We start from the raw sequence: 22660 nt of genomic DNA on the forward strand, positions 1-22660 counted from the left end.
GGGCAGAGTTCCGTTCGACCTCGTTTCCGTCCGGTCTTGTGTTCTTTTGGTGTCGGAAATCCGGAATCTCAAATCGCTGATTGCCGCGTGTCATGGTGTCCACGTCCGATCCTTCAACCCTTGATCTTGTCCGCACACGCGTCGCGCTGCGACCGAGCGTGCGGTTTGTGCCGCAGGTCTACGGAAACGAAACGTTTTATCACATCGAAGATGCGGCGACCGGGAACTACTATCGAATCGGATACACGGAATACGTGTTCGTCTCGCTGCTGGACGGCAAAACGACATTCTCCGAAGCGCTGGCGATCACGGCTCAGACGCAGTCCGCGACGGCACTGCCGCAGCAGCAGGCAATGTCGCTGTACTGCTGGCTGCTGGAGAACAATCTGGCGGACATCGACGAAACATCGGTCGCGAGGAGTCGGACCGGCGACGTGAAAGCCGGGCGACGAAAGCCGTTCCTGGCTCGATTCAATCCGTTTTGGTTTCGGATTCCGCTGGGCCGGCCGGACGCGGCGCTGAAGGCACTGCAGCCGGTTCTGGGCTGGCTGTTCAGCGTCCGTGCGACGGTACTGGCGGTGCTGATGATGGCGGCGGCGGTTATCGCCGTGGGGATGGAATGGGACCGATTCCGTTCGGCTTCGGTGGCCGTGTTCGCGCCCGACAACTGGCTGTGGCTGCTGCTGTCCTGGATTGGACTGAAGTGCGCCCATGAAACAGCTCACGGGCTGACATGCCATCGGTACGGCGGCAGTGTGCGCGATTCCGGGATCATCCTGGCGTTTCTGGCTCCACTGGCCTACGTCGACGTGACATCAAGCTGGGGATTCAGTTCGCGCTGGCAGCGAATTCATGTGGCGGTTGCGGGGATGTACATCGAATTGCTGTTGGCGTCGCTGGCAGTCTTCGGCTGGCTTGTGTCGGAATCCGCTGTCGTCTCGCACGTGTTGTACAACGTGATCGTGATGGCCAGTCTGTCGACAATTCTGTTCAACGCGAACCCGTTAATGAAGTTTGACGGTTACTACATTCTGTCGGACCTGCTGCAGACACCGAACCTGCAGGCTCAGTCTTCTCAGGCAGTCAGTCACTCGGTAAGCCGCGTGTTGTTTGGTGTTCGGGCGACGGCGCCGGCGTCGCTGGGGCGTTCCGCGTGGCTGTTGAGAATCTACGGAGTCGCCGCGATGCTGTGGCGTGTCGTGGTCACCCTGACGCTGCTGATCGCCGGATCGGTGCTGTTTCACGGAGCCGGTCTGCTGCTTTCCGTCCTGGGAGCCCTCGCCTGGTTCGGCGCTCCTGTCTGGAATGCGGCCCGGTCGGCAAATCGGCTGTGGAGCGAATCGCCGGCGCGGCTGGTTCGCGGCGCAATTCTGGCCGGCACGATCGTCGCGCTCGCGACGACGGCACTGTTCGGGATGCCCTGTCCCTTCGTCGCGACCGCTCCCGGAATCGTCGAACTGCCGGAAGGCGCCGCTGTGCGAGCGGGAACGGACGGCTTCATTCGCCAAATTCACGTTCAGACCGGCCAGGCCGTCGAAGAAGGAACGCTGCTGTTGACGCTGGAAAATCAGCAGGTTCGCGCTGACCACGCCGATCTGCAGATTCAGATTCAGCAGGAGACGATCCGGCTGCAGTCGGCGATTGAAAAGCACGACGCCGGCAGGGCCAGAGTCGCCCGAGGAAACCTGACGTCGCTCGCGGATCGCCTTTCGGAGACCGCGCGGCAGGTCGCACATCTTGAGGTCCGAGCGACGACATCCGGCCGTGTGCTGGCGCGGGATCTGCGGGCAAGGCTGGACACGTTCGTTCGGGAAGGCGATGAACTGCTGAGCATTGACATCGGCAAGCCGCGGGAATTTCGCGTGTCCATCAGTCAGAACGATTTCCCGCTGGCACACTCGCGGATCGGCGACTCGCTGGCTGTACGGATCGGAACGCGCGGACGCTTCCGGGGTGTGCTGCAACGGCTGACTCCGCGCGCTTCGCGCCGACTTCCTGCGGAGTCGCTTGCCGCGACAGCCGGAGGACCGCTGCCCGTCACATCGTCCCAGGAACCCGATTCGCGGGACTCCCGGCAGGAACTGACGACGGAACGATTCGACGCAGTCGTTGCGCTACCGCCCGAAACCGCCGACTTTCTGAACAGCGGCGAACGAGGATACGTGTCGCTGGGACTACGAGACGAATCGGTGGCCTCCCATCTGAACTATCAGTTTCGCGGTTGGCTGAAGGACAAGCTGCGGCTGGCAAAACTATCGCAATAGAGCGCGGTCAGACATCAGCCGGGACTTCGTCGCGGGACCGGTGCGTCTACTCGCCGCGACCACCACGTCCAAATTCACCGCGACCTCCGCCGTCACCGAAACCGCCACCATCAAATCCGCCGCGACCGCCTCCTCCAAATCCGCCTCCTCCAAATCCGCCGGGTCCGCCGCCACCAAACCCACCGGGACCGCCGAATCCGCCACGACCGCCACCACCCCAGGCTCCGCCTCCTCCGCCCCAGCCTCCGCGGCCTCCGCTTCGGGAATCACCGGCGGCGGCTCTGGCCTTTGCGTAGTTCACGGCGAATTCATCGGCCGACATATCGGTAATGGGAATTCCCGCAGCGGCGAACATCGGCTGCATGCGGGGATTGTTTTCGATTTCTTCGGCGCTGACTTTTCCGTCCTGGTCCTGATCCACAAAGCCCATGACGCGTCGGCCTCGATCAACCTGCTCCTGAGTCACCTGTCCCGGGCCGTCGCCAATTCCGGCTGCCGCAGTGCCGGACGCGGATGATCCATCGACGATCACGAGCCGTTTTTCCTTCGGCTTGTAGAGCGCTTTGGTCAGGATCGATTCGCTGGAGTTGCTGGCGAGATCGTCGTTGGCCTTGAGTTCGTCGGGTGTCAGAAATCCGTCGAGATCGATGTCGATTTCGTCGAACTCTTCGAGTTGCGACCGTCGTGCCAGAATCCACTCATAGAAGGCAATCTGGCCGTCGAAGTCCGTGTCGAGTTCGCTGTACTTCGGCGGAAGGGGTGTCGTCATCGGCGGTTTCTTTGTTGGCCGGAATGGTTCCGGAGCCTGGTAGGCTGTGCGGTTTCCCGGTTGGTCGCCGTTCTGCTGGTCAGGACCACCGAACCCCGGTCCGCCGAACCCCGGACCACCGAATGGAGGCCCGCCGCCACCCTGGAATGACGATCGAAAGCTGTTTCGCATGTCGTCCGTTGTCATACCGGCGCGCAGTTGGATGCCGCGAGATTCCATGAATTGTCGAGCCTGTTCGGGCAACTGATCAATTTCGCTCTGGTCAATCGTTCCATTGCCGTCACGATCCAGGAACGACCGGCCGCCGAATCCACCGCCGCCGAATCCACCGGGAGGTCCCCCGCTGAATCCGCCGCCGAATCCGCCCCGGCCGCCAAAACCTCCGCCACCGAAGCCTCCTCGACCGCCCCGGTCGGAACCGCCGAAGCTACGTCCGCCGCGCCCGCCGCGGTCCCGGCCAAAGCCGCCGCCGTCCTGAGCCTCCGTGGTCGGAGTCAGCCACAAGCAAAGCAGAATCGCCGCAATTGATGCAATCACTTTCTTCACAGCAATTCTCCGAAGAGTCAACATCCGGCGTTCGTCAGATGAGTTCATATCGTAGTGAAAGACGCGACAAGGCCCCGTCAACAGTTTGGCAAATTGGACCCGTTGCCTCATTCACAACGCGGGAAGACGCGTCTTGGACGTGACCTAACCCCAATACAAGACAGCTCTTACCGTATCCGTCAGGGCGGAAAACCGGTAAGAAACGCCGGACCAACCGAAATTCCCCAGGGAAGTAACACCTCCGAAACGGGGGCGGAGCCGAAGGGAAACCGCATTTCAACGAAATTGACTGCGGACGCAACAGCGATTGCGGTACAAATCCACCGGCAATTCGTCACATTCAAACGAATGTTTTCATTTTGCACCGAACCGGGTCAAATCCGCCAGGAAAGCCGCCGCCGGCTGCTGATTCCGGGAAAAATAGAGACTCCTGGGTTCGCCTCTCGTGTTGTTGCTTCAAAGGAAAATGCTGAATCGCGACGCGTTTGCCCTAAGATGCTCTCGGGCCTTCATGGTGATTTCGGATCCGACTGCATCGGCGGGAAAGGAGTTCCGGGCGTTGCCGGAGCCCGCGTGGCTGGCGACCAGGCGCATGATCTCCCAGGTGGATGATCGCCAACGTAACCTGCGTTTGCCGATCCAGCGTTTTCGTCAACCGGGCAGAATGATTCATTCCTGACTTCTGAAGTCCTTTCGTCCAGCCTGCCGCTCACAATTTCCGTTCCAGGGCACTCCCATGCAATTCGGCCGAATTCAAAAATGCAGTGTGTTTCTGATCGCCGGAATGTCGCTTTTGTGGACGCTGGAATCCACGACGTTCGCTCAGGGGCGCGGTGGCAGCGAAACAGACCTGCTGCGACGGGAGGAGGTACATTCGGAACTCGGCCTGTCCGATGATCAGTCCGCACGGCTGACGGAGCTACAGAGCAAGTTCAATCCGGGACGGGACGCGTTCACGGCGTTTGCGGAGAAACTGCGCGAAGCCAAGACTGAAGACGAACGAAACAAACTGCGCCAGGAAATGCAGGACGCCACAGTTCAGGCTCGTTTGAAATTCGATGAACAGGCGGTCGGTGTCCTGAATGACCTGCAAAAGAAGAAGCTGCGGGGTCTATCCCTGACCAGCGCTGGTTTTCGAGCTTTCGCGGATGATCGGATTGCCGCTGAATATGAATTGACTGACGAGCAGAAAGAGAAAATCGCCGAACTGACCGAACAGCGACGCGAAGCTTCACGGGCGCTGGGTTTTGACTCGACTGACGAACAGCGAGAGAAGTTCAATGCAGAATGGCAGGAAAAACTCAGCGCCGTGCTGACGGCGGAACAGAAGACGAAGTACGAAGCACAGCTTGCTCAGGCCCCGACACCTGATACTGACAATTCCGCGGTCGCGGCCGCTGCCGACACCGGTAACGAATCCGCGACGGACAACGGAACGGCAACGGTCCGTCCGGTCGAATCCAATGAGCCTCCGCCGGGCGAAACCGCGGTCGCCAGCTTCGGAGACGGACCACGTCGCTACGACGGCCTGGTCGATAAGTTCCGCTTCAATTTTCGCTTCGCAAAGTGGGACGAGGTGCTGGAAATGTTTGCTGACGGTGCCGGCCTGACGCTGGACCTGCATCGCACTCCGCCGGGAACCTTCAGCCATCTGGACGACAACTGGTACAGCGCTCGCAAGGCTCTGGACATCATGAACGGCTACCTTCTGCGGAAGGGCTACGTCATGGTGAAGAAGGATAATTTCCTGATTGTCTGGAATATCGACGACGGCGTTCCTCCGAGCTTGATTCCAGAAGTCAGCGTCGAAGAACTGCTGCAGATGGATGATGAATTGCGAGTCGGCGACAACGAACTGGTGTCCGTGGTGATTCCCGTCGAAGGTCTGGAAACGTCACGTCTGGCCAAGGAAGTCGAAGCGCTGCTGGGACCGTGGGGCAGCATGATCGCTCTGACCGAATCCGGCACGCTGATCATCACGGACATCGGCTCCAATCTTCGGCGAATTCATCGTCTAATCGTGGCGGCCATGGATCACGACGCGGACAAGCTGATTTTCAAGCCCTACCAGCTCACGTACATCGACGTCGAAGAAGCCGAACTTCAGGTGATGGGCATGTTCGGCATGAAACAGGCGGCTCAGAACATGAGTCAGGCGAATGAACCGTCGCGGTTCGGCCGCGGCCGCTCACAGCCGACGGCTCCGGCGGCACCGACGCCTCCCGCGACTTCCGCCGGACTGATGATCATGCCCGATCTTCGCATGAACACGCTGTACGTCACGGGCACCGCCGTACAGCACGCTCTGGTCGAAGACATCCTGAAGACGATGGACGTTGGCTTTGATCGTGACGGAAACCCCATCAAGCGGACCGGCCGCAAGGGAACCTATCTGGAAGTTTACAAGGTTTCGTCGTCGGACGCGGGAGAAGTCGCCAAGACGATTACGGCCATGAGTCTGCCGGGCGTCACGGTGCTGAACGAAGATCGTCGCAATGGCACGATTTCGATTATGGCGACCGAACGGCAGCATCAGGAACTGGCAGTATTGATTCGCCAGATTGATAACGGCAGCGGAGCGGCATCGGTCGCCGTATATCCGCTGGGCAAGATGGACCCGCTGGCCGCGGCTGCGACTTTACGTTCGCTGTTTGTGAAGGACGGCGACAGTGGTCCGACCATCGAAACGGATCTGTACGGTCGCCGCCTGATTCTGCGGGGAACGATTGAACAGATCGCTCAGATCAAGGCCGTGCTGGTTGATCTTGGCGAAGACGGTTCACCGCCCGAACGGCGTGTTCAGGTGGGCAATGTCCGTCGCTATTCGCTGCAGGGCCGCAATGCGGGTGAGTTTCTGGATCTGCTGGAACAGGAATGGCAGCGCAACGAGCCCAACCCGATTCGCATCGAAATCCCGGCGCAGAGCAGTCCCATTCGCGGCATCGAGACTCCCGAACGAAATGCCCGCCCCGAACGTGAAGCCAACCGCCGGGGTGACGATCGTGACGACACGGATCCGTTCACGTCATTCCTGAACGAGTCGCAGTACCAGCCGGTCAGAATGTCCGCGTCGGCGGCGGGCTCCGCGACGTCGCGGCAGGATCAGACAAATCCTGCACAGGTGATGATCACTGTGATCGGAGACGAGTTGATTCTGAGCTCCAGTGACGAGAAAGCCCTGGATCGGCTGGAGGAACTGCTTGAGATGCTCAACCAGTCGCTGCCGTTCCGGACGACCTGGACGGTGTTTTATTTGCAGTCCGCTGACGCGTCGGAGGCGGCTGACATGCTGGTTCAGATTTTTCCCAACAGCTCCGTCGCCAAAACCACCGCGTCGACGGGAAGCAGTTTTCTGGGGACTCTGGGCAACAGCTTCTCTTCACTGGGGAGCAGTCTTGCCGACGCGACAGGCCTGGGCGGGCTGGGGGCCGATCCGACAACGCTGCAGATCATTCCCGACGTGCGCTCGAATTCGCTGTTTATCTCGGGAACCGATTCGATGCTGCGTGACGTTCGCGAAGTGCTGAGAGTGCTGGATTCCAACGAAATTCCGGAATCGCTGCGTGACATGCGGCCGCGCACGATTGAAGTTCGCTATGGCGACATCGATGCAATCGCCAGCATCGTGAAAGATGTTTACAAGCCGCTGATGGAACCACCGCAAACCAACAACGGCCGCGGACAGAATCCTCTGGCTGCAATGCTTGGCCAGGGCGGAGGCCAGGAGGCCGCACAGATTCGCATGACTCTGGGAGTCGACAGGCAGACCAGCAGTCTGATTGTCTCATCCAGCGAAGATGTTTTCCTGGGTGTTGAAGAAATGGTGAAAGGACTGGACGAATCTGCCCGAGCCGCGAATCGCATGATTAGCGTGGTGCAGCTAAAGAATGCGGATGCGACCATGGTGCAAAGTTCGATCTCATCCCTGCTTCCGAGAGTCACCATCAGCAGCAGCACGGCAACAGGCGGCACATCGTCCGCGGGTTCCAGCGGCTCGAACACGTCGCAGGACGCCGCAGCCGATGCGTTTCGGCAGCAGATGCAGCAGCGGTTCGGCGGATTTGGCGGGCGCGGCGGCTTCGGCGGGGGAGGTACGGGCGGCTTCGGCGGTGGCGGTTTTGGAGGTCGTGGTGGCGGCGGGTTTGGTGGAGGAGGATTCGGTGGAGGAGGGCGCGGCGGCACGGGCGGCATCCAGCGCGGTGGTGGAGGCGGTCGCGGGGGACGTGGCGGACAGTAGTTCATCGTTGCCGGAAACCTGAACCGGGCTGGTCCGGTTCGCGGGAAGACGGCGGCAAACTGAGCCCGTTGAAGGGCGGATCAACCAAACATGGAACTCGGACAACTCCTGCTTGACGAAGGCCTTGTGACCCGCGACCAGCTCGATCTGGCGCGCGGGGAGCAGAACGGAGATCGGATCGACCAGACCCTGATCCGGATGGGGCTCGTCAGCGAAGATGCGGTCCTGAAAACTCTGTCTGAAGAATTTGGGCTCGAATATGTCGACCTGAAGGACATCGAAGTTGATCAGGAACTGCTGAGTCGTTTTCCGACGTCCGCGATTTACCGGCATTCCCTGCTGCCGCTGTATCAGGAGAACGGCCACGTCGTCGTCGCTACCGGCGATCCGCTCAATCTGGAAGGACTGGACGACCTGAGCACCGTGTCCGGAATGCGGCTGGTGCCCGTCCTCACACGCCGCAATGAACTGGGATCGCGAATTCGCGAATTGCTGGGAGTCGGCGGCGACACGATCAACGAACTCGTTCGGCAGCGCACCGAAGAAGGCATCGAACTTCTCGAAGAAATCGAAGAAGACTACGGCGAACTCGGCGAAGGCGCGCAGGCTCCGTCGGTCATCCGGCTCGTCAACGAACTGCTGGTGGAAGCCGTCAGGATGAGCACCAGCGACGTCCACATCGAACCGCAGGAAAACGGCCTGCGTGTCCGCTACCGAATCGACGGCATGTTGCGCATCCAGTCGACTCCGCCGGAAATCAATCACTTTTATTCGGCCATCGTCACGCGACTGAAAATCATGTCGCACCTGAATATCGCCGAAAAACGCCTGCCTCAGGACGGCCGCATCAAACTACGAGTGCAGGGCAGAGAAGTGGACGTGCGAGTTTCCATCATCCCGATGACTCACGGGGAAGGCGTCGTCCTTCGTCTGCTGGACAAGGCGAAGATGACATTCGACCTTGCCAACGTGGGAATGCCTCCGACCGTGATCCGACGGTTTAAGGAACTGATCGGACTGCCTCACGGAATCATTCTGGTCACCGGTCCGACCGGCAGCGGTAAGTCCACGACTCTGTACAGCGCGTTGAATGAAATTAAGTCGCCGGACACAAAGATCATCACGGTCGAAGATCCCGTCGAATACCAGATGAACGGCATCAGCCAGATTCAGGTTCACAGCCGAATCGGCCTGACGTTCGCCGCAGCTCTGAGAAGTATTCTGCGTCACGACCCGGACATCGTACTGATCGGAGAAATTCGCGACGGCGAGACCGCTCAAAGTGCCATTCAGGCCGCGCTGACCGGTCACCTGGTCTTCAGCACGCTGCACACCAACGACGCGCCCAGCGCATTCACGCGACTGGTTGACATGGGCGTCGAACCGTACCTCGTGGCCAGCACCGTCGAAGGCGTGCTGGCTCAGCGTCTGGTGCGGCGATTGTGCCCTCACTGCCGGGAAAAAGTCTCACCCGAGTCCGTGGACCTTCCGACGGACTTTCCGCGGCCGCTGCCGGAGTTCATCTGTCAGCCCAAAGGTTGCCGCGAATGCCAGGACACCGGCTTTTCCGGTCGGATCGGCGTGTTTGAATTGCTGACAACCGATTCCACACTGCAGCAGATGTGCGCCGAGAACCAAAGCGCGACGAAGATTCGTGAGTACGCCGTGACGCACGGCATGACCACTCTGCGGCAAAGTGGCTGGGAACAGGTGGCCGCGGGAGTGACAAGTGTCGACGAAGTGGTGAGGATTACTCGCGGGGATCTGATTGCGTAACGCAGCCTCGCCAGGGCTGAACCACCTGTCGTCGATCCGCTGCCGGGGAACACGTTCTGACTTCAAAGCACGCCACTCGACCGCACGTCTCGGCGCGTCGCGACTTCATCCAACAATGCCCGAATTCGATTACACAGCTCGCGAGATTTCCGGAAAGCAGGTGGCTGGTACGCTGACCGCCGCCAGTGAACAGGATGCGCTGGCAAACCTGGCGGCGCGAAGTCTGTTTCCGCTGCGGGTCGCAGTGTCTGAAGCGTCGAAGAAACGGGCCACCGCCGGAACCAGGCGAGTTCGCACACGGTACCTGACGACGTTCTATAACCAGCTGGCGGACCTGCTTCGTTCGGGAGTTCCGCTGCTGCGATCGCTGCAGTTGCTGGAAGACCAGACGTCCAATCCGGCACTGAAATTTGTCACTCGCGATGTGATGGAACAAGTGGCCGAAGGGAACCGGCTGAATGAAGCGATGCGGCGGCACCCCAAAACGTTCAGTCAACTGACTGTCAGTATGGTTCGTGCCGGCGAAGAAGGCGGGTTCCTGGAAGAAGTGCTGGCCCGAGTCGCCGCATTTACGGATCACCAGGAAGAACTTCGCGGACGCGTTACAGGGGCTTTGATCTACCCGATCTTCCTGATCTGCATCGGCACGCTGATCGTGTCGGTCATCATGGTGGGGTTCGTGCCGGAATTCGAACCAATGTTCGACCGCATGCGGGAAACAGGACAGTTGCCGTGGTCCACCACGGCTTTGATGGGGATCAGCAACTTCCTTCAGGAATGGTGGATTGCGATTGCCATTGCCATCGCGGCGGGAGTGGTTGCCTTGTACCTGTACCTGGACACGGACGAAGGTCGAGTCAGCTTCGACCACTTCAAGTTGAAGGTTCCCGGTCTGGGCGGCGTGGTGAGGAATCTGGCGGTTGCCCGATTCTGTCGCATGCTGGGAACACTGCTGAGAAACGGCGTGCCCATTCTTCAATCGCTGAAAATTGCCAAAGACGCCAGTGGAAATGTGGTGCTGAGTGAGGCGATCGGCAATGCTGCCGAGAACGTTTCCGGAGGCAAGTCGCTGGCGGTTCCGCTGCGATCCAGCGGCCAGTTTTCCCGCGAAATCGTGGAAATGATCGCCGTCGGCGAAGAAGCCAACAACCTGGAAAATGTGCTGATCGGAATCGCCGACAACCTGGAAAAATACACCAGCCGCAGGATCGACGCGGTCGTCAGAATGCTGGAACCGGTGCTGCTGCTGGTGATGGCGTCGGTCGTGACATTCGTCTTGTCAGCGCTCCTGCTGCCGGTGTTGAATATGTCAAGTATGGGATGAACCGTTGCGGCAATGATCGCTGCTGCGTTGGTTGCTGCAGCGTTCCAACAGTCTCGCCTCGTTGCGTCATTCCCGGACATTCCGTCATTCCCGGAACATTCCGTCATTCCCGCGAAGGCGGGAACCCAGCCGCAACACTGGGTTCCCGCCTTCGCGGGAATGACGGAGAATCGTGAAGAATCATGTCCCGGATGATCGACATCGCAACTTTCTTCGGCGCTTTGCCTGATCGACGGGGTTAATATCAAAGAATTCGATCGACTCACAGAATTTGCGAACGCCACCGTACGGCGGGCCGGCGAATCCATCGAAACCCGGCTGATCCGGGTGTGACGACACCGATGAGCCATCGTACAATTTGCTGCAAACTCAGTGGCCTGACCGGCCTTACGAAGAAGACAAAGGATCTGAAATCATGAACACACGACGTCCCGCATTCCCTCCGTCGAAGCGACGTTCCGGCTTTACGCTGCTGGAACTGCTGATCGTGCTTGGCATCATTGTCGCTCTGGTGGCGATGGTGCTTCCCAACCTGCTGGGGCGCGATAAGGAAGCGAAGATTCAGACGACAAAGATCACCATCCGGAATGTCGAATCCGCACTGAAACAGAAGGCCGTGCATAACGACAGTGAGTTTCCGCAGGGTGGCCAGGAAGTCATTGAGGAGCTGGCGACCGTCAGTCAGGACAGCCGCGGTCGTGAACGGGCTCCCTATCTTGACGAAGTGCCGATTGATGCGTGGGGCGAACGGCTTTTTTACTCCTACGATCCCGGTGCCGACCTGATCAAGCCGAAGATCTGGTCCAGCGGCCCCGATCGCAAGGACGACAACGGCAGCAACGACGACGTCAACAACTGGGACTCGGAAGTGCAGCAGAAGTAGCGCTGCCGGCTGCCCTGGATTCCGGAGGTGAGTCCGAATGAACTCAGGCCACCCTAGTCCGGCTGAAATCGGCAATCGCCGCAGCGGCTTTTCGCTGATGGAGCTGATGATCGTGCTGGGCCTGCTGGTCGCCGTCGCGGCGATTGCCACACCGACATTGTTGTCGGAGATGCGCAACAATCGAGTCTACGACGCCGGCGAAACTGTCCGCGAAGTGCTGGCGGAATCCCGGCGGCTGGCCATCGATTCCGGCATCGACTACCAGTTTCGTTATGAGCCCAACGGTCAGCACTTCATCGTTGTGCCCACCGAAATCGAACCGAAGGATTCGAACTCACTGATCGGCGAACAGTCCACGTCGACGTACGTCAGACTCACGGGCGATCTCGGATCGGGCTTTCGTATTCGGGCGATGGACGATACTCAGGACACCGCCGAACGGCTGGGACCGGAATGGTTCGGCAACGTCCAGGACGGTGCCCTGCTGGCTCAGAAGTCCTGGTCGACAGCGCGGCTTTTTCGGTTTGACGGAACGTCGGATGATTTCAAGTTCCGCGTGACTGATGACGCCGAGCGAACCGTGGAGATCTCCGTCCGCGGATTGACCGGAGCCGTCCGATTGTCGCAGGTCTACCAGGGGTCGCTGTGATGAAACGGCGCGGAGTCTTTCACGTTTCGTCGACGGCTTCGGGTTCCCGTTCCGGCCTGACGCTGCTGGAAGTCATTATTGCGACCGCTGTGTTCCTGGGAGCACTGTCCGCCATTATGCAGATCTTCCGGCTTGGCGCGGACGCGGAAATCATGACGCAGATGGATTCCGAAGCCGTCATGCGAGCCGAGTCTCTGATGGCCGAGCTGGTGATCGGTGTGCAGCCGCTGCAGAGCGTATCGGGGCAGGCATTTGAAGACGGCGCCCCGCGCTGGCGATACGACGTGCAGGTCGATTCGGAAATTGAAGGACTGCTGCGAGTTTCCGTGACGGTGAATCACGTGCAGGACGGCGGTCGAGTCAATTCGACCTACACGTTGATCCGGCTGGTGCGCGATCCGCAGGTCTTTCTGGACGCTGCTATGTCCGCCGGAGGTGACGAATGATGCGCCGCGGCTTCACTCTGGTGGAAGTACTTCTGGCGATCGGGCTGACGACGCTGCTGATGGCGGCGGTGTACGCCGCGATGAATTCGTACTGGACTCTTGCCGTGGAGAGTCACGACGAGATCGAACGCTTTCAGATTGCACGGGCCGTTCTGAAGCAAGTATCGCGCGACATCGGATCCGTCACGTTCACGGAACAGGAAACCGTGACGTCGGACGACGATGATTCTGACGACACGTCGATGACGTCCTCTAACGACACGGCGACGTATACGGACGGCATCGTCGGCACGGCCAGCGATCTGGTGTTGTACATCAGCCGTCCGGACCGCGGCCTGAACTACGTGGCTCCTCAGCAGCAGGCTTCCGGAAGCGACCGCAGCAGTGACATGGTCATCGTCCGGTATTTGCTGGCCGACGCGCAGATGGGTGGTTTGTCCGCCGCGATTGCCGGGCGGGAAAAGTCCGGCCAGTTCAGCGGCCCGGCCGGCCTGGCTCGCGTCTACGGAGACCTGTACGGACTCAGCGACGCTCTGCAGAAAAGCAATCTGGATCTTCAACTGCAGGCCAGCACGCTGATTGCCCCGGAAGTTATGGAACTGAAGTTTCAATACTTCGACGGTGTCGAATGGCAGACGGAATGGGACAGCACGGAACTAAACACCATTCCTCTGGCGATTGAGATCGTGCTGACACTGGCGACTCTGGACGAAGACGGTCAGGTGGACAGCGGCCCGAAGGCGCTTCCGCCGACGCAGCATCGGCTGGTCGTCCCGATTCCCGTGGCCACTCCCTACGTTGGTGAGAGCGCGTTATGAGACGGAGGCATCATTTCACACACCGCTGGCCACACGTCAGTTCCGTTACACGACGGCGGGCCGCGCCGGTACCGCACCAGACCAGCCGCGGCGGTTTCGTGCTGATCGTCGTCACGATCGTGATCGTGCTGCTGTCGCTGGCGGCGTACAACTACTCCGGCACGATGCAGGTTGAGCTGGAAGCGGCGATGATGAGCGGACGCGACGTCGAAGCTCGGATGGCCGCCGAGTCAGGGATTGAATACGCCGCCACTCGAATCATGGACTATGGCTACGATGACACGATTAACCTTTATCACGACCCCGCGTCGTTCAACGGGTATCTGATTCGGGATGCCACCAGTCCCCGCGGCAGGCTGCGGTTTTCGATTCTGGTGCCCGATGAAGCCAATCTGACCGGCGGAGGAACTCGCTTTGGTGTCACGAATGAGAACTCGAAATTCAACATCAATCGCCTGCTGGAAATCGATGAATACGACACGGAAGAAGTCGGTTATGTCTACGAAGCAATGGCTCAGATACCCGGTATGACGGACGACATCGCCGACGCCATTCTGGACTGGCTGGACACCGACAGCGACCGACGCCCCGGCGGCGCCGAAAGCGGCGACTATGAAGCGTTGCCGATTCCGTATTCCGCAAAGAACGGTCCGATGGATTCCATCGATGAACTTCTGAAAGTGCAGGGAGTCACGCCGCTGTTGTTTTACGGCGAAGACGCCAATCGCAACGGACTGCTTGACCCAAACGAAGACGACGGCGACGCTTCTTCGCCACTGGACAACGGCGACGGAATTCTGGACCTGGGGTGGCAAACGTATCTGACGGCAACCAGCCGAGAACGAAACACCGACCCGGACGGCGTCGAGAAGATCAACCTGAATCAGGGACAGATGACCGAACTTTTCGATGCTCTGGAACCGGAACTCGGCGAAGAAGCGGCCGCGTTCATTGTGGCGTTTCGACTGGGAGGTACGGACTACGCGCAGCAGCTTCCGGGCGATACGCAAAACGTCGAAGGACTCATCTCCCGCGCGAATATCGATTTGACTGTCGTGCCACAGTACACGTTCACGTCGATCTACGACCTGATCGGCGGCGAAACGAATGCCGTCAAGATGCAGTCGGGCACGACTCAGACGTTCACCAGTCCCTGGCCGGAAGACGCCAACACGATTCTGAATGAGTTTCCGAAACTGGAACGGATTCTGACGGTCACGGACGACGCGTACATCGAAGGCCGGATCAACATCAATCAGGCTCGCGTTGAAGTCATGCGTGCGGTTCCCGGAATGCCCGCAGCCGTCCCGGATGCAATTCTGGCCGCGCGCCCGGCGATCGACCTGACCGGCGCATCGTCCAACCTGCTGGCTCGACGGAATACGGCTGCGTGGATTCTTGCCGAAAACCTTGTCGATCTGGAAACCCTGAGGCTGCTTGGTCCCTACATCACGACCGGAGGCGACGTTTACCGGTTCCAGGTCGTCGGACATTTTGATCGCGGCGGGCCGGGCGTTCGACTGGAAGCTATGATTGATGCAACTCAGGCACCGCCGAAAGTGACGTTTGTAAGGGATCTGACGTCGCTGGGACCCGGCTACCATCCTTCCCTGCTGCAGTCCTTTCAGCAATAAGACGGCGGGCGGATGACGCGGGCCGGCCGTCGGTTTTTCGCCTCCGGCCGGCATTTCAGCGCAAACTGTGTGCGAACTTCACGTTGCGTTGTGTCCGCCGCGACACCAACATGGTGCTGAAGTGTTAATCCCTGTGACGGAACCTGGCCGGGAAGAGCCCGTCGCTCCGGAGACAATTTCGCTTTCTTGCGGGAATTCGGGTCGGGGCGAACCGGCACGCGTTTGACTTCGGACAAATGGAATTTCAGCAGCTCAATCGATTCTGAGTCCGAAGCGGGCTCAGACACTTAACGAGATTCTTCTATGGCCGAATCACTAATCATCGAATGGGATCGCAACGAGCTGATTGCGGCTGTCGGGTCGGCGTCCGGTTCCATGGTGACGTTTCGCAAAGTCGTCGCCACACGCCGCGAGGAAGGCCAGGATCTGTCCCCCGCAGAAATCGGTGAATCGCTGCGGCGGTCGCTGACGAATGCGGGAATTGTCGCGAACAGTGCCTCCGTTGTCCTTCCACGATCGCTGGTGACGTTTCGACGCATCGAACTGCCGCACGTCCCGGACGCGGAAGTTCCGGAAATGGTCAGACTGCAGGCAGCCACACGCTTGACGGTTCCGATCGATTCCGTCTGTCTGGATTTCGTGCCCCTGCCGCTGGTTCCCGATTCTGCAACCCGCGACGTGTTGCTGGTGACGCTGCCGAAGAAAAACGTGGAACAGGTCCGGCAGACGCTGCAGGCCTGCGGGCTGGAACTGACCAGCGTTCTGGTCAGTTCGTTTGCCGTGGCAGCGTCGCTGGTTTCCGCCGGTCTGATGCCGGTCATCAGCGACCACACTGTGGAAGCACTCGTCTGGCTGCGGTCGGACGTTATCGAAATGATCTTCGTGCGAGGCAACACGGTGATCTTTTCGCACAGCGGTGCGTCGTGGCAGTCACGAGAACGCATCGAGCAGGCCGTCAAAGCGGAAGTGACTCGCGCGCGGCTGGCGGCAGCGGAAGATATCGGCGATTACACGGTCAGCCGCGTCACCCTGCTCGGAAGCGACGACATCACCAGCGCCGTGCCGGATTCCATCGCCCGGCGGCTGAGCGACGCGGAAGTTCGGCGCATTGACGCGAGCCGGATTCTGCTGGATGTCCCCGCGACCGATGATCGGGCACCGTCCGATCTGCTGGCGATTGCCGGTGCGATCGCCGGCGAACACGCCCCTTCGGTCGGCGCCGTGGACATGATCCATCCGCGACGCCCGCCGGAAAAGAAGGACAACCGCCGCCTGATCGCCATCGTGTCCATCGGAGCCGCGCTGCTGCTGCTGGTCGGCGGCTGGACGTGGCGACAAAGCGTTATCGACGGAATGGAAGCGCAGCGCAGCGCAATCGTCTCAGAAGTCAGCCGGATGAAGCGTTCCAACGACGCCGGCAAAGAAGAACTGGCGCTCGACCTGAAGCTGGAAGACTGGCAGGCCAGAGACCGGAACTGGTTTGCGGAAATGCAGAATATCCAGCAGATCTTCGGAAGCACCGAGCGAGTTCTCATCCGGGAACTCGACTTCGCTGTTACGGCAAATTCCGAAAAACTGCTGGGCACCGTCACAGCAACGGGCGGTGCGAAAAGCCGAGAGGACGTTCAGGAACTGATGCGTGTCATCCGCGACAACGGCTACGAAGTGATCGGGTCCCGCGAAGGGAGAGTGATTGATCAGGACTACAGCGAACCGATGCAACTGACGCTTAGCATTCCCGTGCCGAAAGCAGCCAAAGGCAGGGCCGCGAAGGGATCCTGAACTTGTGACAGTTCGGCACGATGCAACTGCCAGCGGCAGGCGGTGACACAGAACTCAACGGCTGAAACCGATCAGATACAAACGTGAGAACGACGATGGATGAAAAGCAGCGAACAAAGATACTGGGTGGCGCGCTGGCGGCGGTGCTGATGTTTGGATTCATCGGACCGGCTGTCTGGAAGTCCGTCATGGCGCCCGTGACGGATGCAGAACAGAAGCTGAACGCCGCCAATCGCAATTTTGACGCGGAGAAGGAGCGTGAAGATGAGCTGCTGTTTGCTCGCCAGAACATCGAAGACGCGCAGCTTGCCAGCCTGCCGCCCAACGTGAATGACGCCCAGCGCCTGTACCAGGAATGGATCACAAATCTGGCGCTGCAGTGCCGGTTCGGCAGGCTCGACGTGAAACGCGGACGCCAGCAGTCTCTGCCGGGTTCGTACAACTCCGTGACGGTCGAAGTCACCGGCGAAACGACTCTGGAAGGTCTGGGCCGATTCCTGGACCTGTTTGACAAAGCTGATCTCGTCCACCGAATCGATCACTTAAGCATCGAGAGCACGGGGTCTCAGGGTAATCCGCAGATGGAAGTGACTCTGACGGCGAACGGCCTCAGCGTCGACGGAACTCCGGCTCGCCTGGAATTGTTTGCCCGTTCCAGTATCACGGAAGCCGTGTCGGCCGATGCAACGCAACTGGTCGTCAGTAACTCGGACGCATTTCCGAAGAAGCCGCCGTTCCTGGCCCGGATCGGAACAGAAATGCTGCGCGTGACATCGAGCGCCGATGGCAATTGGACCGTGGAACGCGGAGTCGAAGGTTCCAAAGCCGTCGCTCACGCCGCGGAGGCTGTGATTCAGCATTTTCCGGTCGCGTGGAAACGGCGAGACGACAGCTTTGAACAATACGCGTCCCTGCTGGCGGCATCGCCATTCGTCAAACCCGCCGCGCCCAGGACGTATTCACCGAAGATTGCCGCTGTGGCCGACACGACGATCGCTCCCGGTGATGAAGTGTCAATGACAGCCCGGATCGACGATCTGAACACGGCAATCGGTGAACCCGCATTCGCTCTGGAAACCGGTGTCGAAGGCATGGCGATTGATCCCGTGAGCGGCGAAATCAAATGGAAGTCGCCGGAAGATGTCGCTCCGGGCGAATACAAAGCCACGGTACTGGCGACGCAGAAAAACAACGATCAACTCAGCCTGTCGAAGGAATTCACTGTCACGATCAAACTGCCGAACGAATCACCGTCGCTGAAAGTTCCCAGCGAAGCCGTGGTGGTCATCAATCGGGAATTCATCCTGACTGTGGTCGCCGAAGACGATGGTCCGGCCGACAAGCTCAGCTTTGCGTTTGAGGGAGACGCTGTTCCCGAGGGTCTGGCCATCGATGCCACCAGCGGAACCATGAAATGGCAGCCACCTGTGACGTTCACACCCGGCGACTACACCGTTCAGGTCAAAGTCACAGACAGTGGCGATCCCGCGAAGTCCGCCAGCGAAAGTCTGACACTGAAGGTCAAAGACGATTCGGCTGTGATGACGTACCTGACCGGCGCCGTGTCGAAGGATGGTGTCATGGAAGCGTGGTTCTACAACCGCGGCACCAACAAGCACGACAAGCTGCACGTCGGCCAGCGTTTGAAGATTGACGAAATGGACACGGAGATCGTCGAGATCGACAAGCGAGCCGTCTGCTTTCGCGACGAAAAAGGCCTGTGGATACTTGCCCTCGGGAAGAACCTGCGCGAGCGGGAACTTGTTGAAGCGGCTCCCACAACCGACGTCGCCGCTGAGGCCGTGGCACCGTCCACAAATACCGGTGCCGGATATGACGACGACCCGCCAAAGAAATCGGACAATGCCGAAGCTTACCGGCGACTCCCGCCCGACGCGGTGGATGCCCGCGCGTCAGAAGGCTCTCCGGCGACGTGAGCCTGCTGCCGGCGGCGACGGTACCGGAATTCCGCTGAACGTGACGGCCCGAACGAGACCGGCCACCGTCGCTCAAAGGCCATTCGCTCTGTGGACGTGTCCGGCCCCTGTCAGCTTCAAACGCCGCTGCCCGGATTGCCTTACGGAACGGCAAGGCCTTCGGAACGACCGTCCGCAGCGTCTTTCGGAACACCAGCCAGATAACGCGTCTGCATGTCGTCCCCAGCGGTCGTCATTGACTGCGTCCATGTTGAATGCCGGTCCTCAACCGGATTACCGTTTTCGTCGAGCCGCGTTCTGACGCTGTAGTGCTGCTGGAAGACCAGATTCAGCGCGCTGAGCAGCCGGGAATCGTTCAGAAAGTCCTTCAGCGCGCCCAGTCGTTCGTGGCTGAGCTTCACGTCGTTGTCGCGGATCGACTGAATGTACTCCTGATGCAGCAGTTCGAAGCGATCGATTGCCTGAGTAATGACGGCGATTGATTCGTCCGCGGGAGCACCTTCCTGCTGCTGATTCTGCAGCTCCGCCTTTCTGTCATTCATTGTCTTCAGCACCCGTTCCGCGCGGCGGTTGAGTTCTTCAATCAGTCCCGCGGTATCCGGCTTCGAATCAGAGAGGTAGGCGAACACCGCCAGGCCGAAGCACATCACGAAAACGGCGGCTGCGACAATCAGGATTGTCGTGGATCTCTGGTGACGTTTCCGCATTTCCTCCCGGATCAGTTGAAACCGGTCGGCTCGCGTCAGGTCCTTGCCCTGAATGCCGTAGCGAGTCAGATATTCGTCGATCGCCGTGGCGCGCTGATCTTCCGGAAGCGCGTTCAACTGTGATTCGGCGTGCTTCAACTTTCGCGTGTAGGCGAAATAACACAAAGCGACGACCAGGCCCAGAAGCGCCAGTGGAGTTGCGACGCCGGCCGCGGTCTGCAGAATCTGAATCATCGTGCCGTTCCCCTGTCATCTGGCTTGCGACGAGATTGTCGCGGGCGATCTCGAAGCCAGGCATCCATAATCAGCAATGCCGGAAGTCCGCTGGCCCGCACAGAGAACTCAATCATAGTAGCTGTCCGTCATCGGTGTGGCTTCCCTGCCAGGCACGCAAAATGCAAAACCGGTTGACTCGTCCTCAGTGGCAAGTCAACCGGTTATGAATTTTCGGTGCGTCCGGATGTCATGTCCATGCCGCGGTCTCCTCTTGAGTTCTCAGGTCAGTTGCCCGAAGCGGGCGATTGCGGCGACTGAACCATCGTGGTTCAGTAAGCGTCGCCTTCAGGTCCCGTCATTTCGTTTCAGCGAAGCACAGTTTGTGGCTTGACACAGTCACGGTTGCTGTCGTTGAACGAGTTCCTCAGCAGCGGAGTCGCCGTGTTGTTGTTGCGACACTTGCCGGCAGCCGACGCCATGTCCTGCAACCGCTGCGACTGAGCAATTCGGACAGCTTCTTCCAGGACCCGGTCGCCGTTGGCGGGACCGTCTTCGTCAATCACTCGCACGTCGGGAGTCACCCCGGAGCCTGACATCGGCCGGCCGTTTGGTGAGTAGAACCGGGCGGTTGTCAGTCGCAGATTTCCGCTGACCGTCTGCAGAGGAAAGTGCGTCTGAACGGTGCCTTTGCCATACGACTTATCTCCCACAATGATGCCGCGCTGATTTTCCTGAATTGCCGCGGCAAAGATTTCGCTGGCACTGGCACTGTCACCGTCGATCAGCACAACCAGCGGATTGCTCCAGGTTCGTTCAAACGTGGCAGTCTCCAGCATGTTGTCAGAAGACAGCCGTCCCTTCGTCGACACGATCGTTCCGCAGGGCAGGAATCGATTGGTGATATCGACACAGACATTCAGCAGACCTCCCGGATTGCCTCGCAGGTCGAGAATCACAGACTTCATTCCCTGGCGATACAACTGCTGCAGGGCGTCATCCAGTTCCTGAGTCGATGTCTGACCAAACTGACTAAGGCTCAGGTAGGCGACGCTGTCAGTGCCGGACAGCATCTTCATATCGTTGACGGTCCAGACTCGAATTCGGCGACGCACCAGAGTTGCCTCACGAGCTTCAAATCCCTTTCGAAAAACCTGCAGACGGATCGAGCTTCCGGACGGGCCCTTCATCAGATCCACGGAGCTGGCCATTGGCATTCCGCCGATGGAACGGCCGTCGATAGCAGTGATGATGTCGCCAGCCTGCAGACCGATCTCAGCGGCTGGTCCGTCGCGAAGAGTCTTCATCAGCAGCAAGCCATCGGCGTGTTCCTTGACTTCCACGCCGATGCCCACGATTTCACTTTCCAGACCGGCACTCTTAGTCTCCGTCTCCAGGGCAGCTCCGCGGTTCGGGTCTGCGGGTTCCAGGGCCGAAAACTTGTCAAGCGTATCGATCGTTGCATTCGTGAATTCGAAGGCCACAACGTTGGGGCCCAGACCGGGAACGGACTGAGCTTCCTGCATCACCGCCTGCATCACTCGTTCCGCGTCGTTCATGTTTCGAACCTGCATGGATTCGTAGATGCGTGACAGCGAATTGCGAAAGGCGTCCGTTCGGAACGAATCCGCGGAGATTCCCAGTCCCTGCACAAAGGCCCGGTTGTCCAATGCCATTCCCAGGTTGCGAATCGCTCGCCGAACCCGCAGATCGTAGGAACTTGGTTCCAGGTGACGCTGGTCCGTCTGCTTTGAAACTTCACGGTACAACTGAACCGCCTGATCCGTGGACATCGAACGCACCGAACGAATCGTTGTCGGATTCGGATATCGAGCCGTCAGCATCTTGTCGATGTCGCTGGCTTCGTCAGCTCCGTCACGCTGAGGCAGGGGAGCCGGCGTGAAGGGATCCAGACCGCGAGCGGGAGATGTCGGCCGATTCCAGTCCGTTCGGCCCGGCGATGCGGGGAACAATCCGTCATCGTTCAGTGCCGGACGGCCGAAGTCGGTTCGGTCCAGCGGAACACGGTAACGCTCCTGCAGACTGCCGGCGGACGGGTCACGATACAAATCGTCCTGAAGGCTGTTATCCCGCGATATGAAGTCGTAGCGAGGTCCGCTGACATTTCCGGAACCGGCCGGCGACCGAAACGGATCCGCCAGTGAATCCTGGGGAATCCGATCCCAACCGGTACCGCCTGCATCACCGCGAGCACGACCGCTGCGACGGCCCTGCCACTGTCGGGAATCCCGTGGTGCGGGATTCAGCGGATCGCTGCCGTAGCCGGTTCCGTTTCCGAAATCGCCATAACTGTTGTATCGAAGATCATCCTGGACCGGACGGAAGTTGTCGCGACCATCGCCGTAACCGTAGTCCGGTGAGAAGGTTGCCGGATAGATGTCCCGGTTGTCGCGAAGGCCGGGTGCCGGTTGGTACTGCGTGTCCGTTCCGTAACCGCTCGGATGGTACGGGTTGTACGAACCACTGCCGTTATTGTACGACGGAGCACTGTAATCCGGGCTGTATCCGGAACCGTAGCCCGTGTCGGAATATTGTGCCTGTGCTGCTGACGTAACCACCATGGCTGTGGTCAGCATCAGTGACAGTATGAATGAGGGTCGGGTCGTCATGTCCAAATCTCCTGATTGATTGTTGTTGGTTGTGCAGGAATGAAG

Annotated in this window: 14 protein-coding genes; 11 read left to right on the forward strand and 3 right to left on the reverse strand. The window is 59.5% G+C overall.

Going from position 1 to position 22660, the window contains the following annotated elements:
* The first annotated feature begins 92 nt into the window (after nucleotides 1-92).
* The gene (locus R3C19_01680; GenBank protein MEZ6059050.1) at nucleotides 93-2264 is read left to right on the forward strand and encodes a hypothetical protein; all 2172 of its coding nucleotides are present in this window, start codon (nucleotides 93-95) and stop codon (nucleotides 2262-2264) included.
* 46 nt (nucleotides 2265-2310) lie between these two features.
* On the opposite strand, the gene R3C19_01685 is transcribed toward R3C19_01680, so the two are convergent.
* Nucleotides 2311-3579 (reverse strand): hypothetical protein, encoded by a 1269-nt coding sequence (locus R3C19_01685; protein MEZ6059051.1) that lies wholly within the window; start codon nucleotides 3577-3579, stop codon nucleotides 2311-2313.
* A 736-nt stretch (nucleotides 3580-4315) separates the two neighbouring features.
* Here R3C19_01685 and R3C19_01690 point away from each other — a divergent pair.
* The 10 genes from R3C19_01690 to R3C19_01735 all read left to right on the forward strand — a co-directional run bounded on the left by R3C19_01690 (nucleotide 4316) and on the right by R3C19_01735 (nucleotide 19065).
* Nucleotides 4316-7816: a secretin N-terminal domain-containing protein gene (locus R3C19_01690; GenBank protein ID MEZ6059052.1), complete on the forward strand. Its 3501-nt coding sequence runs from the start codon at nucleotides 4316-4318 to the stop codon at nucleotides 7814-7816.
* A gap of 90 nt (nucleotides 7817-7906) precedes the next feature.
* Complete coding sequence (locus tag R3C19_01695) at nucleotides 7907-9592, forward strand: ATPase, T2SS/T4P/T4SS family (GenBank protein MEZ6059053.1); 1686 nt, start codon at nucleotides 7907-7909, stop codon at nucleotides 9590-9592.
* 115 nt (nucleotides 9593-9707) lie between these two features.
* The gene (locus tag R3C19_01700; protein MEZ6059054.1) at nucleotides 9708-10916 is read left to right on the forward strand and encodes a type II secretion system F family protein; all 1209 of its coding nucleotides are present in this window, start codon (nucleotides 9708-9710) and stop codon (nucleotides 10914-10916) included.
* A 415-nt stretch (nucleotides 10917-11331) separates the two neighbouring features.
* Complete coding sequence (locus R3C19_01705; protein MEZ6059055.1) at nucleotides 11332-11799, forward strand: type II secretion system protein GspG; 468 nt, start codon at nucleotides 11332-11334, stop codon at nucleotides 11797-11799.
* 37 nt (nucleotides 11800-11836) lie between these two features.
* Nucleotides 11837-12448, forward strand: a complete 612-nt coding sequence (locus R3C19_01710) for a prepilin-type N-terminal cleavage/methylation domain-containing protein (GenBank protein MEZ6059056.1) — start codon at nucleotides 11837-11839, stop codon at nucleotides 12446-12448.
* The gene (locus tag R3C19_01715; GenBank protein MEZ6059057.1) at nucleotides 12448-12894 is read left to right on the forward strand and encodes a hypothetical protein; all 447 of its coding nucleotides are present in this window, start codon (nucleotides 12448-12450) and stop codon (nucleotides 12892-12894) included. The genes R3C19_01710 and R3C19_01715 overlap by 1 nt, the downstream gene beginning before the upstream one ends.
* Complete coding sequence (locus R3C19_01720; GenBank protein ID MEZ6059058.1) at nucleotides 12891-13712, forward strand: prepilin-type N-terminal cleavage/methylation domain-containing protein; 822 nt, start codon at nucleotides 12891-12893, stop codon at nucleotides 13710-13712. The genes R3C19_01715 and R3C19_01720 overlap by 4 nt, the downstream gene beginning before the upstream one ends.
* Nucleotides 13709-15346, forward strand: a complete 1638-nt coding sequence (locus R3C19_01725; GenBank protein ID MEZ6059059.1) for a type II secretion system protein GspK — start codon at nucleotides 13709-13711, stop codon at nucleotides 15344-15346. Before R3C19_01720 ends, R3C19_01725 begins: the two co-directional genes overlap by 4 nt.
* A 303-nt stretch (nucleotides 15347-15649) precedes the next feature.
* Nucleotides 15650-17128, forward strand: a complete 1479-nt coding sequence (pilM, locus tag R3C19_01730) for a pilus assembly protein PilM (protein MEZ6059060.1) — start codon at nucleotides 15650-15652, stop codon at nucleotides 17126-17128.
* Nucleotides 17129-17223: 95 nt separating this feature from the next.
* Complete coding sequence (locus R3C19_01735; protein MEZ6059061.1) at nucleotides 17224-19065, forward strand: putative Ig domain-containing protein; 1842 nt, start codon at nucleotides 17224-17226, stop codon at nucleotides 19063-19065.
* Nucleotides 19066-19205: 140 nt separating this feature from the next.
* Here R3C19_01735 and R3C19_01740 read toward each other — a convergent pair whose 3' ends face one another.
* Complete coding sequence (locus tag R3C19_01740) at nucleotides 19206-20006, reverse strand: hypothetical protein (protein MEZ6059062.1); 801 nt, start codon at nucleotides 20004-20006, stop codon at nucleotides 19206-19208.
* A 347-nt stretch (nucleotides 20007-20353) separates the two neighbouring features.
* On the reverse strand, nucleotides 20354-22615 hold the full coding sequence (locus tag R3C19_01745) for a S41 family peptidase (GenBank protein ID MEZ6059063.1): 2262 nt from the start codon (nucleotides 22613-22615) through the stop codon (nucleotides 20354-20356).
* Between the last annotated feature and the right edge of the window lie 45 nt (nucleotides 22616-22660).

It is taken from the genome of Planctomycetaceae bacterium (genome assembly GCA_041398785.1).
In the GTDB taxonomy this organism is placed as follows: Bacteria; Planctomycetota; Planctomycetia; order Planctomycetales; family Planctomycetaceae; genus JAWKUA01.